Source organism: Sinomonas sp. ASV486 (assembly GCF_030908215.1).
Taxonomy (GTDB): Bacteria; Actinomycetota; Actinomycetes; order Actinomycetales; family Micrococcaceae; genus Sinomonas; species Sinomonas puerhi.
The window spans coordinates 475024-487983 of sequence record NZ_JAVFJK010000001.1 but is presented as its reverse complement, the minus strand read 5'-3'; the positions used below and the strand labels follow the sequence as shown (position 1 = coordinate 487983).

Sequence of the window (12960 nt, the reverse complement as noted above, 5' to 3'; positions counted from 1 at the left end):
TCCTTGGGGACTGACGACGGCGGTGGGTTGGCTGGACCTACTTGCTGGACTTGGGGACGTCCCCGAGCTTGTTGACCTGCTCGGCGAGGGCGTCGATGACGGCGCGCAGCTGGACCTGTGCAACCTTCGTGTAGGTGCGGACGTATTCGATCTCGTCGATCGGCGTCGTGTACTCCGGCCCGGTGCTGTTGGCCGCGACGACCTGGCTGCCGGTGCGGCTGCCTCCGGACTCCTCGGCGCGGCGCAGGATCTCGCTGTACTGGGTCCTCGCGCTCGCGACGAGGTCCTTGGAGTACTGCTCGGCCTCGGCGACGAACTTCTCGGCGAGGACCTGCGCCTGGCTGATGATCTTGACCATCTCGTCCTGGGCGTTGGCCCCGCGCGCCTCGATCTGGACGCGGTCGGCCTCCATCTGGTCGGCGACGGAACTCAGGAAGTAGTGGACGGCTCCCGTATCGTAGCCCTGGCCGACTTGCTCGAACGTGGCGTGGCGGACTTCGGAGGGGCTGATCCGGCCGCCGTGGGGGGAAGTGCTCATCGTGTCCCTTCTAGCTGGTCTTCCCCGGTGGGGGAAGAGTTGTCCTCGACTCCGGTGTAGTCCTCGTAGCGAATGTCGCTGCGGGGAACCCCGACAGCGGCGAGTTCGCTGACGGTGTGGCGCACCATCGGCGTTGAACCGCACACGAGGACCAGTCGCCCCAACGACGAGCTGTGCGCGGCTGCGGCAGAGCCCACATATCCCGTGAGTCCCGGGAAGGTGGGGTCATCGGAGACCACAGGGTGGAACGAGAACCAGTGCTCGCGTGCCGCGAGGTCAGTGAGCCGCGGGTGGTCATAGAGGTTCCACGGCACGCGGGCGCCATGGAAGAGGTCCACGCGGGGGCCCCATCCGGTCTCGCGCCATTGGGCCGCGACCTTGTCCAGCACGGCGGACAGCGGTGCGAGGCCGGTCCCGCCGCCGATCAGGAGCAGGTCGCGCTGGCCGTCGACGGCGAGCTGGTCGCCGATCGGGGCGCCCACCCTGATGGTGTCCCCCGCGTTGGTCCTGCGCACGGCAGCCGTGCTGAAGAGGCCTCCCGGGATGAGCTGGACGTGGAACTGCACGATGCCGTCCGGGCGGGGCGCGTTCGCGGGGCTCAGGTACCGCCACGTGCGGGGGAGCGCGGGCACTTCAACCGCGACGGCCTGGCCCGGCTCATACGTGAAATCGTGCGGCATGCGGACCTCGAGCACGGCCACGTCGAGGCTGCGGCGGTCAACGGAGAGGACCTCGCCGTCCCACCACGCGGGGGAGTCGTCCGCGGCGTCCTCCGCGGCGACCACCATGACCTTCGCGATGAGGCCGTACGCCTCGGACCAGCTGCGCGCGACCTCATCCGTCCACTCGGAACCGAGATAGCGCTGGAGGGTCGCCAGGAACGAGGCGCCCACCATCGAGTAGTGCGCTGGCACCACCGAGAAGCGCCGGTGGTCGCGTCCGAGCTGGCCGATGAAGCCGCCCACCGTGTCGATCTGGTCGGCGTGGCTGATGATGTGGCCGAGCGCGGAGAACAGCTTGTCGCGCTGCGCGCCCATGGCCACAGGGAACATGTCGCGTACTTCTGGATGGGTCGCGAAGAGGTGCGAGTAGAAGTACAGGGGCACCTCGTCACCGAGGGCTGCCGCCATTGCCCACGTCCGCTTCAGTGCGTTGGAGTCCACGCAGCCGTCCCTCCTGCGCATTCTGCGCATGTGTGCCGTTCGTCGGGCAAAGGATGTTGGCGTCGTCGACCGCCCCCAACGGCAGCACGCCTGCTCGCAGCAACCTACACGGTTCTCACGGGCCGATCCAGCCGAGTGATGACGGGCGTTTTGTCAACCCCCTTGGGAGGCATTGACGGGCAGCGCGAGGTCACCGCAGCGCCTTCTCGAGGTCGCCGATGAGGTCGCCGATGTCCTCGAGGCCCACGGACAGGCGCAGGACGCCGTCGCCGAGGCCAATCGCGGCACGGCCCTCGGGCCCCATGGCACGGTGCGTCGTGGTGGCGGGATGCGTGATGAGGGACTTCGCGTCGCCGAGGTTGTTCGAGATGTCGATGATCTTCAGGCCGTTGAGGAGCCGGAACGCGGCCTCCTTGCCCTGACCGTCCGGTGCGGCGAGCTCGAACGTGAGGACCGTCCCGCCAGCGCTCATCTGCTTGCGGGCCAGCTCGTACTGCGGGTGGGAGGTCAGGTGCGGGTACTTGACCCAGCTGACCTCGGGCTGCGCCTCGAGCCACTCGGCGATTGCGAGTGCGTTCACGGACGAGTGCCGCACGCGCAGCCCCATCGTCTCGAGGCCCTTCGTGAGGACCCAGGCGTTGAAGGCGGACAGTGCGGGGCCAGTGTGGCGCATGAGGTTCTTGACGGGCCCGTCGATGAACTCCTTGGTGCCCAGCACGGCCCCGCCGAGCACGCGTCCCTGGCCGTCGATGTGCTTGGTCCCGGAATACACGACGACGTCCGCCCCGAAGTCGAGGCAGCGCTGGAGGAGCGGGGTCGCGAAGACGTTGTCGACGACGACCTGCGCGCCGGCCGCATGGGCGAGGTCGGCCACGGCGGCGATGTCCACGAGCTCCTGCATCGGGTTCGAGGGCGATTCGAAGAACACGGCAGTGGTGGGCACGGAGAGCGCCTCGCGCCACTGGTCCAGGTCCGGGCCATCCACGAAGACCGTCTCGACGCCCCAGCGGGGGAGGATCTCGTTGAGGATCACGAAGCACGAGCCGAACAGGCTCCGGGCCGCGACGACCCGGTCCTCGGCGGCGAGGAGCGCCGCGAGGGCGGTGAACACGGCGGACATGCCGGACGCCGTCGCGAAGCACGCCTCCGTGCCCTCGAGCAGCCGGAGCCGCTCCTGGAACATGGCCACGGACGGGTTGCCGTAGCGCGAGTACACGAAGCGCTCGTCCTCGCCGGTGAAGGCCCGCTCTGCCGCCTCGGCGGATTCGTAGACGAAGCCCGAGGTGAGGAACAGCGCCTCTGAGGTTTCCTGGAATTCGGTTCGCAGGAGTCCGCCGCGCACGGCTTGGGTGTCCTGGCTCCAGTCGCCTGATATTCCGTTGTTGATGTCAAAGCTCACGAAAGTTACTTAGTCCTGTCCCAGATTGGTCGGCAGCCCGCGGTTCTTCCAGCCGTTGACGGTCCTCTGGCCGTCCGGGCCGGGCACTCCCTCGAAGCCCTCGAGCACGTTGTATGCGGTGAAGCCGAGGTTCGCGGCCACCGAGGCGGCTGCCGCAGAGCGGGCTCCCGAGCGGCAGAGGAAGAGCAGCTCGGTGGCCTTGTCGTCCGGCCCCTGGAGCTCGAGCTCCATCACGAAATCGGGGTTCGGGATCCCGCCCTCGAAGGACCACGGGATGAACAGCGGATCATTGTCGGTGCCCTTGGTGTCGGGGATGCCGATGTGCGCCCACTCCTCCTCGGTGCGCACGTCCACGAGCACGGCGTCGCCGCCCTCGAGCTTCGCCCACGCCTCGTGGGGCGTGAGGTCTCCCGCGTAGCTCATGCGTGCCCCTCGCCCTCGTACTCGAGCGAATCGACGGCGGAGGCGACGGCGGCGTCGGCCCTTGCCACGGCGTGGGGGAGAATTATCGCCTGGGCGACGATCACGTCGATGCCGTTGAATGTCGCGGCAGGGCTCCCGTGCAGCACGTAGCCGTCGGCGAGGGCCTGGGAGATGCGGGCACAGAATTCGCGGGTGTCGGGGCCGGTCAGGAGCCGGTAGGCCAGCTTCTCCTCGGCGGGATCGCCTGGGGCCGCCGGATCGTTGAGCGGCGTCGTCGCGGCGGCCGGCTCAGAATGCTCAGTCGCGGTGTCGGACATGGCAGGGCTCCTTCGTAGCTTGCGTATCGAGAAACGAATGCCGAGTACTCACCTGAGGCACCCCGCCACATGGAGGGTTGCCGGCCAGCAAGTCAGGGCTTGGCGCTGGCGCTCGTTACTCTTCGATTGAACGTAGCACGCGGCGCTGGGGCGGACCACGGATCGGCGGTAACTATTGGCAACACACGGATTCGTGCTCCGCTCGCTTCCGGAGGTTCCCACGCGGTCCGCGAGTGGGTAGTGTGCGGCAGGTGGACGAGAACTACGAAGTCATCGTGGTCGGCGGAGGGTTTGCCGGGGTCGCAGCAGCCCGCACTCTCGGGCGAAAGGGCGTGCGGGTCCTCCTGATCGACAAGAACCCCTACCATCAGTTCCAGCCGCTCCTCTACCAGGTCGCGACCGTGCAGCTGGGTGTTTCCGAGGTGGCCCGCTCGCTGCGGGACATCTTCCGCGGGCAGCCCAACGTCCGCGTGGTCGTCGCGGAGGTGACCGGTGTCGACGTCGAGGCGAAGCGCGTCACGACGTCCGACGGGAAGTCGTACGAGGGCCGGTTCCTCATCCTCGCCTCGGGTGCGGAGGCCAACTTCTTCAACACCCCCGGCGCGGAGGTCACCTACCCGCTCTACTCGGTCGACGACGCCGTGAGCCTGGGTGGGACCCTCTCCAACGTCCTCGAGACGGCCGACCGGGCCGACGACGGCACGGAGATCCACTTCGTGGTGATCGGCGCCGGGCCGACCGGCGTCGAGACGGCCGGCGCCCTCGCCGAGACCGTCAAGTACGTGCTGAGCGACTACTTCTCACCGCGGCTTGCCAGCCGCTGCCACGTGCACCTCGTGGACATGGTGCCCAACGTGCTCAACGTCTTCTCGGACAAGTCCAAGGAATACGCAGGACGGCGGTTGGCCGCGATGGGCGTCCAGCTCCACCTCGGGACCCCGGTCGCGGAGATCGCCCGGGACAAGGTCCTGCTCAAGGACGGGACCGAGATCCCGGCCAGCCTCGTGGTGTGGGCCGGCGGGCTCAAGGCGGGGCCGGTGGTGGCCGGTTCCGGCCTGCCCCAGGGCCGCGGCGGCCGCATCGACGTCAACCCGGACCTCACGGCTCCGGGGGTCGAGGGGGTCTACGTGCTCGGAGACGCAGCCAACATGACCGACGCGAAGGGCAACCAGCTGCCCCAGCTCGGCTCGTGCGCCCTGCAGGCGGGGACGTGGGCGGCGAAGAACATCCTCGCCGACAGGGACGGCGGCCACCGGGCCCCGTTCGCATACGTGGACAAGGGCTACATGGCCATGGTGGGCCGCGGCTCCGCGGTCGCCGAGGTCGGTCCGGGCCCGAAGCGCGTGCTGCTCAACGGCCCGCTCGCGTTCCTCGCGTGGCTCGGGGTCCACGTTGTGCTGCTCTCCGGGACCCTGCAGAAGATCCGCGCCGTCGCGACCTGGCCGAGCGACTACATCACGCACCGGCGCTCCTTCGTGGTGCTGAGCCGCCCGGACTCGTCCCACACCCCGTAGGAACCGCGTAGACGGACGGATCCCGCGGTGTGCCTACGCGGCCAACGCGGCCAGAAGCGCGTCGATCTGGCCGGACGCCTCCTTCATGCCCTCCTCCATGCCCATGCCGAGCATGCGTTCGAGCTGGTCGGCGCTGCGGAATCTGGACACCGTCGTCATGCGTGTGCCGGTCGGCGTGTCCTCGAGCGTCATGACCATGGTGGTCGTGTCGAGAGGGTCCACGGGGGAGCCGTCTTCGTTGGCGAATCCGTCTTCGATCTGAAGGCGATGCGGAGCGTCCACAGCAGTGATCTCCCACCATCCGTGCGCCTCGGTGCCGTCCGGGCCGGTCATGAAGTAGTGGCACCGGCCGCCGGGGGCGAAGTTGTGGGTGGCGAACGTGGCCGGCCAGGTGGGCGGACCCCACCAGCGCTCGAGCTGGCGCGGGTCCTCCCACACCTGCCACACGCGCTCGCGGTCCGCGGTGAACTCGGTGACCAGTGTCATGGTGAGGTTCTCGGTGTCCTTGGTGCTGCTGACGAAGGTCATGGTGCGATGTCCTTGTCTTTTCTCGGTTGGTGCTGCTGTTTCTGTGGGGGTGGGGTGGCCTCGGACAGGATGTCCCCGATCCGGGCGATGCGGGCGCGCCACAGCTCCTCGTAGGCGTCGAGGAGACGCGCCGCTCTGCGGATCGCCGCGGGGTTCGAGTGCACGATCTGCTCCCTCCCGCGGCGCTCCTTCGTGACGAGCAGAGCCCGTTCGAGCACCGCGACGTGCTTCTGCACCGCCGCGAAGCTCATGGTGTAGCTCCTGGCGAGCCCCGAGACCGACTGCTCACCGAGCATCGACTGCCGCAGGATGTCCCTGCGGGTCGCGTCCGCGAGGGCGCCGAAGATGCGGTCGATCTCCTCGTCGGTGAATTCTCGGGGCTTCTGATCTACAACCATTTGGTTGTACGTTAGCTCCCTAAGCCACCGGCGCGCAAGACCCCGACTTGACTCGTCCAGGGTCAGCGCGGCGGGCTCTGCGAACGCTCGGCCGTTGCGGACAGGTACGCGAAGAAGACGATTTCGCCGTAGACCGTAGCGCGCTCGCCCAGCCCGGCTCCCAAGGGCCAGAGGGCGAATGACCCGATCAACGCCACTGCCCAGCTGATGCGTGCTCCCGGCGGAAGCCAGCCCGCGGAGGCTGCAGCGATGGGCCCGGCCAAGAACGCCGCGAGGGCCGCGACGTTGTGCTGGGCCGAGCTCGGCGCCGTCAGGCCCGCGACGGCCGTGGCTGCCGCAAAGAGGAGCAGTACCGCCGAGGTCAGCTGACGTCCTCGGCGCCAGTACTCCTGGCCCAGCAATGCCGACCCCGCCGCCAAGGCGAGGAAGGCAGCGACAGCGGCTGCGGACCCTTCGCCCACCAACAGATCGCTGATCTGGTCTCGCCTCAGGGACAGGTCTGGGCGGGTCAGCGGCAGCGCCATCGTGGCAAACACGAAGACGCCGAAGCAGCAGAGGCTGAAGACGCGTCGAGACCGCAAATGCCCTGCTTTCCGGATCTTCATCATGGGCTTCCCCGTGGGGCCGCCTGCAGGAAGATCTCTCTCCCCCGCCTCTGTGTCAATGGCCCGACTTGGCTCGTCTAAGGTGCTCGCGCACCACTTTCGCGAGCATCTTGACATGAGGCACTAAGGACCCTGGTCCACACGCCTAAGACCGCAGGAGGTGGTTCGGCAGGCGCCCGCCGGGGGCCTTGCCGCGGATCTCGAGGAGCTCTCGGGCATGCTCCCACAGGCGCTTGTCCTCGTCGGAGACCGGCGCCCAGCGGGGGACAGGGACTGCGGCGCCGGTCTCGTCGCGGGCCACCATGACCGTGAGGCAGTACGTGGTGAGATGCAGCTCGTGGCCCTTGGGCGAGCCGGAGCGTACATGGACCGCGATGTGCATGCCCTTCGTCCCGGTGTACACGAGCCGCGCCTCCACCTCCACGACGTCTCCGATGAGCAGCGGCCGGTAGAACCGCACGCCGCCTGAGAAGACGGCGACCGTGTCCCGCCCGGAATAGCGCGACGCGCACACGTACGCGGCCTCGTCGATCCACTTCATGACCGTGCCGCCGTGCACCTTGCCGCCCCAGTTGACGTCCGTCGGCGCGGCGAGGAAGCGCAGCACCACCCGCTCGGCCGTTCCGGCGTCCGTGTACTCCTGGCGCTTCATCGACGCGACGATCTCGTCACGCACCGTGATACGGGCGACGGCGTTCGCCTCCGCCTCGCGTTCGGCGTCGGTCCGCGGGACCCACTTCGGGACCTCGACGGGGCGGCCGTTCTCGCCGACCGCCACGAAGATCACGAGGCACTGGCTGCGCATCGTGGGCGTGCCGCCCTTCGGATCGCCAGAGGAGACCACGGTGCGGATGTGCATGGACGTCCGACCCGTGTAGACGATCGTCCCGGTGACCTCGACCATGTCGCCCACGTTGACCGGGTCCGCGAAGTGGATGTTCCCCACGTAGGCGGTCACGCAGTAGGTCTTCGACCAGCCCACCGCCGCAGCGAACGCCGCCTTGTCCACCCACTCGAGGACCGTGCCCGCGTCCACGGAGCCGGAGTGCCCCTTGTCCGTGGGCGCGGCGAGGAAGCGGAGGGTGACCTCGTTGCCGGCCGGATGCTCCGGCGAGGCGGCAGCGGGAGGCAAGGCGGCGGCGTCGTGCGTCATGCGCTAGGCCCAGAGACGATCGGTGGCGATCTTCGCGCCCTCGGAGAGCGCCTCGAGCTTGGCCCACGCGATCTGCGGGTGCACGCGGCCGCCGAGGCCGCAGTCCGTCGAGGCGATGACGCGCTCGCGTCCCACGATCCGGGCGAAGTTCTCGATCCGGTCCGCGACGAGCTCGGGGTGCTCGACGACGTTGGTCGCGTGCGAGACGACGCCCGGCACGATGACCTTGTCCTCGGGAAGGTCCAGATCGCGCCAGACCTTCCACTCGTGCTCGTGCCGCACGTTCCCCGCCTCGAACGAGTAGGAGCCGGCGTTGATCGAGAGCATCGTCGCCGCGAGGTCCTTGAACGGCAGGTCAGTGGTGTGCGGACCGTGCCATGAACCCCAGCACAGGTGGAAGCGGATCTGGTCCTGCGGGAGGTCGCGGATCGCGTAGTTGAGGGCCTCGACGCGGATCTGCGTGAACTTGAGGTAGTCCGCGAGGCTCGGCTCGGGGTTGATCATGTCCCAGTTCTCGGCGATCGAGGGGTCATCGATCTGGACGATGAGGCCCGCGTCGATGATCGCCTTGTACTCCTCGCGCATCGCGTCGGCGCACGCATAGACGAGCTCTTCCTCCTCCTTGTAGTACTCGTTGGCGATACGGCTCGCGGAGCCGGGGGAGAGGGCCGGGAGGAAGCCGGTCTCGAAGCCGTTCGCCGCGAGGGCCGACTTGAGGTGGGCAACGTCCCGCTGGACGGCCTCCTGGCCGGTGTACGTGAGGGGGCCCGTCACCGTGGGCTGCAGGACCGTCTTGCGGCCTGTGAGGATGAACGAGTTCGGATCGTTGTACGCCTCGTCGAAGCGCCGGCGGTCGCGGCGGTCCTTCATGGTGGTGAGGCGGATGTGGCCCGGCTCGGAGCGGATCTCGTCCGTCATCTGCCAGCGGTCCACGCCGCCCGGGGTGAGGCCGCCCAAGCGCGAGAACGAGTAGTTCCACCACGCGCCGTAGTCCACCGAGTTGGACATCGTGTGGCCGTACTCGCCGTCATTCGGGAGCGTGACGCCGGCCTCGCGCTGCTTCGCGACGATGTCCTTCACCGAACCGGCAAGGAGCTCCTCGAACGCCGCGGCGTCGCCGGGGTTCTCGGCCTGCGCGGCGTTGGCCGCGAGGAGCTCGGGGGTACGGGGGAGGGATCCCGCGTGCGATACCTGGATGAAGTCCGTGTTGTGAGTCGCGTTCTGCATGGCGCCAGTCTTTCTCATGGGCGCCGCGGTTCGCGACCATCCCTGCCGAAGTCACCCCGTATGACGCCGAGATCACCCCGTGTGGTGCCGAGGTCACCTCGGGTGGATCGGCGGGGCTGCGGTCAGTCGCGGTCCGGGTCCCCGAACCCCGTGTGGGTGGCGCCTGCAGAGTCCGGGATGCCCGCGGCGCCGGAGGTCCCGAGGCCCGAGGTGTGGGGGCGGCGCTTCGCCGGCGCGGCCGGGGCTGCAGGCGGGAGCTCGGTGCGGGGCTCCCCGGGCGGGGCGTCGGCGTATCGGCTCGGGTCGTGCAGCTGCATCGACTCTTGATTGTGGCCGTAGTTCTCGGTCTGGCTGTAGCCGTCGTCGAGCGGTGCGGCGTCATCGAATGCCGGGAGTCCGGGTGGGGCGGGCACGCGATCGGTGTGTTCCATACCCGCACCGTAGACGCACGACGCCGCCACCGCCAGAGCCTTGCGTCTCGCCGTGCGTCGCGGGCGCGGATCTCAGACGAAGGCGGACTTGCCGGTCACCGCCCGGGCGACGATGAGCGAGTTGATCTCGTACGTGCCCTCGTAGGTGTACAGGACCTCCGCGTCGCCGAAGAGCTTGGCCATCTCGTAGTCGGTTGTGATCCCGTTGCCGCCCAGGATGGACCGTCCGAGAGCCACGGAAGAGCGGGCGAGCCGGGTGGTGGTCGACTTCGCCATGGCGGACTGCACCATCTCGAGCTGCCCCGACTCCTGGATGCGCGCGAGCTCCACCATGAGCGAGAGCGACGCGTGCGCGTTGCCGAGGATCTCCGCGAGCTGCTGCTGGACGAGCTGGAAGCACGCAAGCTCGCGCCCGAACTGGATCCTCTCGAGCGAATACGCCCGGGCGATGTCGAACGCTCCGAGCTGGATGCCCGCGGCCTGCCACCCGACCCATGCGCGCGAGTCGCGCAAGAGCTCGTTGGCCCGGCTGAACGCGGTCGCGCCGGGAAGCAGGTTGCCGTCGGGGACGCGGACGTCGTCCAGGACGATGTCGGCGTTCTGCATGATGCGCAGGCCGATCTTGTTGGCGATCTTCGTGGCCGTGAACCCGGGCCGATCGGTCTCGACGATGAAGGCCTTGATCGCGCCGTCGGCCGTGTCGCGGGCCCAGACGAGGGCGAAGTCGGCGATGGTGCCAGCCCCGATCCAACGCTTCGCCCCGCGCAGGACCCAGCCCGCGCCGTCGTGCGTCGCCGTCGTGGCGAGGCCGCCAGCGATGTCCGAGCCGTGCTCGGGCTCGGTGAGCGCGAACGCGCCGAGCTCGGTGAGGGACTGAAGGCCCGGCAGCCACCGGGCCTTCTGCTCAGGCGAACCGAGATCGTTGATCATGCCCACGATGAGCTCGTTGTGGATCCCCACCAGGGCGGACAGGGAGACATCGGCCCGGGCCATCTCCATGTACGCGAGCCCCGTGAACAGGCGCGAGGACCCGTCGGTCTGGAGCCGGCCGAGGCCGAGGGAGGCGAGCCGGGGCAGGAGGCCGAACGGGAACTCCTCGCGGTTCCAGTACTCGGGCGTGAGCGGGCGGATGTCCCGCTGGAGCACGGTCCGCAGCTCGCTGAATCGCGCCCGCTCCCGGGGTGAGAGCAGGTCGACGACGTGCATGAGGTCGGCGTCGGGGAAGGGCGGTTCCATCGGTGCGGCGGGGGCCAGGAGGGATTCTGGTGCCTGAAGCATGTGACCTCTTCGTCAATCTCGGGGCGTCTCGTGAACGGCTCCCTGTTCAAACCCTAGGAAGTCCTACTATATTTCATCGTGACACGGATCACTAGCACGACTGCTGGGACGAGGGCGTCCCGGGGGCGGACACGAAAGGCGGACAATGACTGTCACCGACGAATTCCGGGCGGCCCGGGACCGGCTGCTCGAGCTCCGCGCGGACTATGCCCGCGCCCACGCGGAGTTCGAGTGGCCGCGCTTCGATGAGTTCAACTTCGGGCTCGACTGGTTCGACGCCCTCGGGGCTGATCCGGTCCGCGGGAGCCAGGCCGCCCTTGTGATCGTGGAGCAGGACGGCAGCTCCACGCGCCGCACCTTCGCGGAGCTCTCCGCGCGCTCGTCGCAGGTCGCCAACTGGCTGCGCGAGCAGGGCGTGCAGCGCGGGGACCGCATGATCATCATGCTCGGCAACCAGGTGGAGCTGTGGGAGCTCATGCTCGCGGGCATCAAGCTCGGCATCGTCATGATCCCCACCACCACCCTCATGGGGCGCCGCGACCTCGAGGACCGCGTGGAGCGCGGCGGCGCGCACTGGGTCACCGTGGGCGCCGCGAACGCCCACAAGTTCGACGACGTACCGGGCGGCTACCGCCTCATCGTCGTCGGGGGAAGCACAACGCCGGGTGCGGACTCCGCGCCGGGAGCGCCCGACGAGGGTGTTCCGAACGACGGAGTGCTGGGCGAGGGTGTTCTGGAGGACGGCGTCCTCAGCTACGGCGACTCTGCCGCCTCGGCCACCGACTTCACACCCGATGCCCCCACGAAGGCCGACGAGACGCTCCTGCTCTACTTCACCTCCGGCACCACGAGCCGGGCCAAGCTCGTTGAGCACACGCACACCTCATACCCCGTGGGCCACCTCTCCACGATGTACTGGATCGGCCTCGAGCCGGGCGACGTGCACCTCAACGTGGCCTCGCCCGGGTGGGCCAAGCACGCATGGTCCAATGTGTTCACACCGTGGATCGCCGAGGCCACGGTGTTCATCTACAACTACGAGCGCTTCGACGCCTCCGCGCTCATGGCCCAGATGGGTGCCGAGGGCGTCACGAGCTTCTGCGCCCCGCCCACGGTGTGGCGGATGCTCATCCAGTCCGACCTGACCCAGCTCACGGCTCCGCCGCGCAAGGTCGTCTCGGCCGGCGAGCCGCTCAACGCCGAGGTCATCGGCCAGGTGGAGAAGGCCTGGGGCGTGACGATCCGCGACGGCTTCGGGCAGACCGAGACCACCGTCCAGGTCGCCAACACGCCTGGCCAGCCCGTCGCCGCCGGTGCAATGGGACGCCCGCTCCCCGGCTACGACGTCGTGCTCGTGGACCCCACGACAGGCGACGAGTCGGGCGACGGCGAGCTGTGCCTCCGCCTCGACCCCCGGCCTGTGGGGCTCATGAAGGGCTACTACGGGGACCCCGCGAAGACCGCCGACGCCTTCCGCGGCGGTTACTACCACACGGGCGACATGGCTACGCGGGATGCCGATGGCGTCATCACCTATGTGGGCCGCGGCGACGACGTCTTCAAGTCCTCGGACTACCGGCTCTCACCGTTCGAGCTCGAGAGCGTGCTGATCGAGCATCCCGCGGTGGCCGAGGCCGCCGTCGTGCCCTCCCCGGATGAGGTGCGGCTCTCCGTCCCGAAGGCCTTCGTGGTGCTCGCGGGCGGGTACGAGCCGGGGCCGGCGGTCGCGGAGGAGATCCTGCGCTTCTGCAGGGCGCAGCTGGCGCCGTTCAAGCGTATCCGCCGCATCGAGTTCGCGGAGCTGCCCAAGACGATCTCGGGGAAGATCCGGCGCGTCGAGCTGCGGCACAGCGAGGAGGCACGGCACGGAGGCTCGGAGGGTCGGGCCGTGGAGCTCGCGAGCGGATTCGGGATCGAATATGGCGAGAGCGACTTCCCGTCTCTGAAAGACTAGTCAGCACAACGAAAGACTAGTCAGCGCAGCAG

14 protein-coding genes and 1 riboswitch are annotated in these 12960 nt (G+C 68.7%); of the genes, 2 read left to right on the top strand and 12 right to left on the bottom strand.

Going from position 1 to position 12960, the window contains the following annotated elements; genetic code table 11:
• Positions 1 to 37: 37 nt before the first annotated feature.
• The 5 genes from RBS60_RS02280 to RBS60_RS02260 all read right to left on the bottom strand — a co-directional run bounded on the left by RBS60_RS02280 (position 38) and on the right by RBS60_RS02260 (position 3840).
• The gene (locus RBS60_RS02280; protein WP_307955881.1) at positions 38 to 538 is read right to left on the bottom strand and encodes a DivIVA domain-containing protein; all 501 of its coding nucleotides are present in this window, start codon (positions 536 to 538) and stop codon (positions 38 to 40) included.
• Entirely contained in the window at positions 535 to 1701 is a 1167-nt protein-coding gene (locus tag RBS60_RS02275; protein WP_307955880.1) for a globin domain-containing protein, read from the bottom strand. The genes RBS60_RS02280 and RBS60_RS02275 overlap by 4 nt, the downstream gene beginning before the upstream one ends.
• 190 nt (positions 1702 to 1891) lie before the next feature.
• Positions 1892 to 3100 carry an O-succinylhomoserine sulfhydrylase gene (locus RBS60_RS02270; RefSeq protein WP_307955879.1) on the bottom strand — a complete coding sequence of 403 codons (1209 nt, stop codon included), beginning with the start codon at positions 3098 to 3100 and terminating at the stop codon, positions 1892 to 1894.
• 9 nt (positions 3101 to 3109) lie between these two features.
• On the bottom strand, positions 3110 to 3523 hold the full coding sequence (locus RBS60_RS02265; protein WP_307955878.1) for a rhodanese-like domain-containing protein: 414 nt from the start codon (positions 3521 to 3523) through the stop codon (positions 3110 to 3112).
• Positions 3520 to 3840: a DUF1737 domain-containing protein gene (locus RBS60_RS02260; protein ID WP_307955877.1), complete on the bottom strand. Its 321-nt coding sequence runs from the start codon at positions 3838 to 3840 to the stop codon at positions 3520 to 3522. Before RBS60_RS02260 ends, RBS60_RS02265 begins: the two co-directional genes overlap by 4 nt.
• A 6-nt stretch (positions 3841 to 3846) precedes the next feature.
• Positions 3847 to 3960, bottom strand: a riboswitch (SAM riboswitch).
• 131 nt (positions 3961 to 4091) lie between these two features.
• Here RBS60_RS02260 and RBS60_RS02255 point away from each other — a divergent pair.
• Entirely contained in the window at positions 4092 to 5354 is a 1263-nt protein-coding gene (locus tag RBS60_RS02255) for an NAD(P)/FAD-dependent oxidoreductase (protein ID WP_307955876.1), read from the top strand.
• A gap of 33 nt (positions 5355 to 5387) precedes the next feature.
• On the opposite strand, the gene RBS60_RS02250 is transcribed toward RBS60_RS02255, so the two are convergent.
• From RBS60_RS02250 to RBS60_RS02220, 7 genes are all read right to left on the bottom strand, one after another.
• Positions 5388 to 5882, bottom strand: coding sequence for an SRPBCC domain-containing protein (locus RBS60_RS02250; RefSeq protein WP_307955875.1), 495 nt, complete (start codon positions 5880 to 5882; stop codon positions 5388 to 5390).
• A complete protein-coding gene (locus RBS60_RS02245; RefSeq protein ID WP_307955874.1) occupies positions 5879 to 6280 on the bottom strand; it encodes a helix-turn-helix domain-containing protein in 402 nt (133 codons plus the stop codon). The genes RBS60_RS02250 and RBS60_RS02245 overlap by 4 nt, the downstream gene beginning before the upstream one ends.
• Positions 6281 to 6342: 62 nt before the next feature.
• Positions 6343 to 6885 (bottom strand): DUF998 domain-containing protein, encoded by a 543-nt coding sequence (locus RBS60_RS02240; RefSeq protein ID WP_307955873.1) that lies wholly within the window; start codon positions 6883 to 6885, stop codon positions 6343 to 6345.
• A 145-nt stretch (positions 6886 to 7030) separates the two neighbouring features.
• Positions 7031 to 8038, bottom strand: a complete 1008-nt coding sequence (locus tag RBS60_RS02235; protein WP_307955872.1) for an acyl-CoA thioesterase — start codon at positions 8036 to 8038, stop codon at positions 7031 to 7033.
• 3 nt (positions 8039 to 8041) lie between these two features.
• Positions 8042 to 9265 (bottom strand): cobalamin-independent methionine synthase II family protein, encoded by a 1224-nt coding sequence (locus tag RBS60_RS02230; protein ID WP_307955871.1) that lies wholly within the window; start codon positions 9263 to 9265, stop codon positions 8042 to 8044.
• Positions 9266 to 9387: 122 nt separating this feature from the next.
• Positions 9388 to 9696, bottom strand: coding sequence for a hypothetical protein (locus RBS60_RS02225; protein WP_307955870.1), 309 nt, complete (start codon positions 9694 to 9696; stop codon positions 9388 to 9390).
• A gap of 72 nt (positions 9697 to 9768) precedes the next feature.
• Positions 9769 to 10974 carry an acyl-CoA dehydrogenase family protein gene (locus RBS60_RS02220; protein ID WP_307955869.1) on the bottom strand — a complete coding sequence of 402 codons (1206 nt, stop codon included), beginning with the start codon at positions 10972 to 10974 and terminating at the stop codon, positions 9769 to 9771.
• 145 nt (positions 10975 to 11119) lie between these two features.
• Here RBS60_RS02220 and RBS60_RS02215 point away from each other — a divergent pair, with 145 nt between their 5' ends.
• The gene (locus RBS60_RS02215; protein ID WP_374049197.1) at positions 11120 to 12928 is read left to right on the top strand and encodes an AMP-binding protein; all 1809 of its coding nucleotides are present in this window, start codon (positions 11120 to 11122) and stop codon (positions 12926 to 12928) included.
• Positions 12929 to 12960: the final 32 nt, after the last annotated feature.

Coding starts and splice junctions, on each gene's coding strand:
- RBS60_RS02280 (WP_307955881.1), bottom strand. CDS start 538: ATGAGCACTTCCCCCCACGGCGGCCGGATCAGCCCCTCCGAAGTCCGC.
- RBS60_RS02265 (WP_307955878.1), bottom strand. CDS start 3,523: ATGAGCTACGCGGGAGACCTCACGCCCCACGAGGCGTGGGCGAAGCTC.
- RBS60_RS02260 (WP_307955877.1), bottom strand. CDS start 3,840: ATGTCCGACACCGCGACTGAGCATTCTGAGCCGGCCGCCGCGACGACG.
- RBS60_RS02250 (WP_307955875.1), bottom strand. CDS start 5,882: ATGACCTTCGTCAGCAGCACCAAGGACACCGAGAACCTCACCATGACA.
- RBS60_RS02245 (WP_307955874.1), bottom strand. CDS start 6,280: ATGGTTGTAGATCAGAAGCCCCGAGAATTCACCGACGAGGAGATCGAC.
- RBS60_RS02240 (WP_307955873.1), bottom strand. CDS start 6,885: ATGAAGATCCGGAAAGCAGGGCATTTGCGGTCTCGACGCGTCTTCAGC.
- RBS60_RS02235 (WP_307955872.1), bottom strand. CDS start 8,038: ATGACGCACGACGCCGCCGCCTTGCCTCCCGCTGCCGCCTCGCCGGAG.
- RBS60_RS02230 (WP_307955871.1), bottom strand. CDS start 9,265: ATGCAGAACGCGACTCACAACACGGACTTCATCCAGGTATCGCACGCG.
- RBS60_RS02225 (WP_307955870.1), bottom strand. CDS start 9,696: ATGGAACACACCGATCGCGTGCCCGCCCCACCCGGACTCCCGGCATTC.
- RBS60_RS02220 (WP_307955869.1), bottom strand. CDS start 10,974: ATGCTTCAGGCACCAGAATCCCTCCTGGCCCCCGCCGCACCGATGGAA.
- RBS60_RS02215 (WP_374049197.1), top strand. CDS start 11,120: ATGACTGTCACCGACGAATTCCGGGCGGCCCGGGACCGGCTGCTCGAG.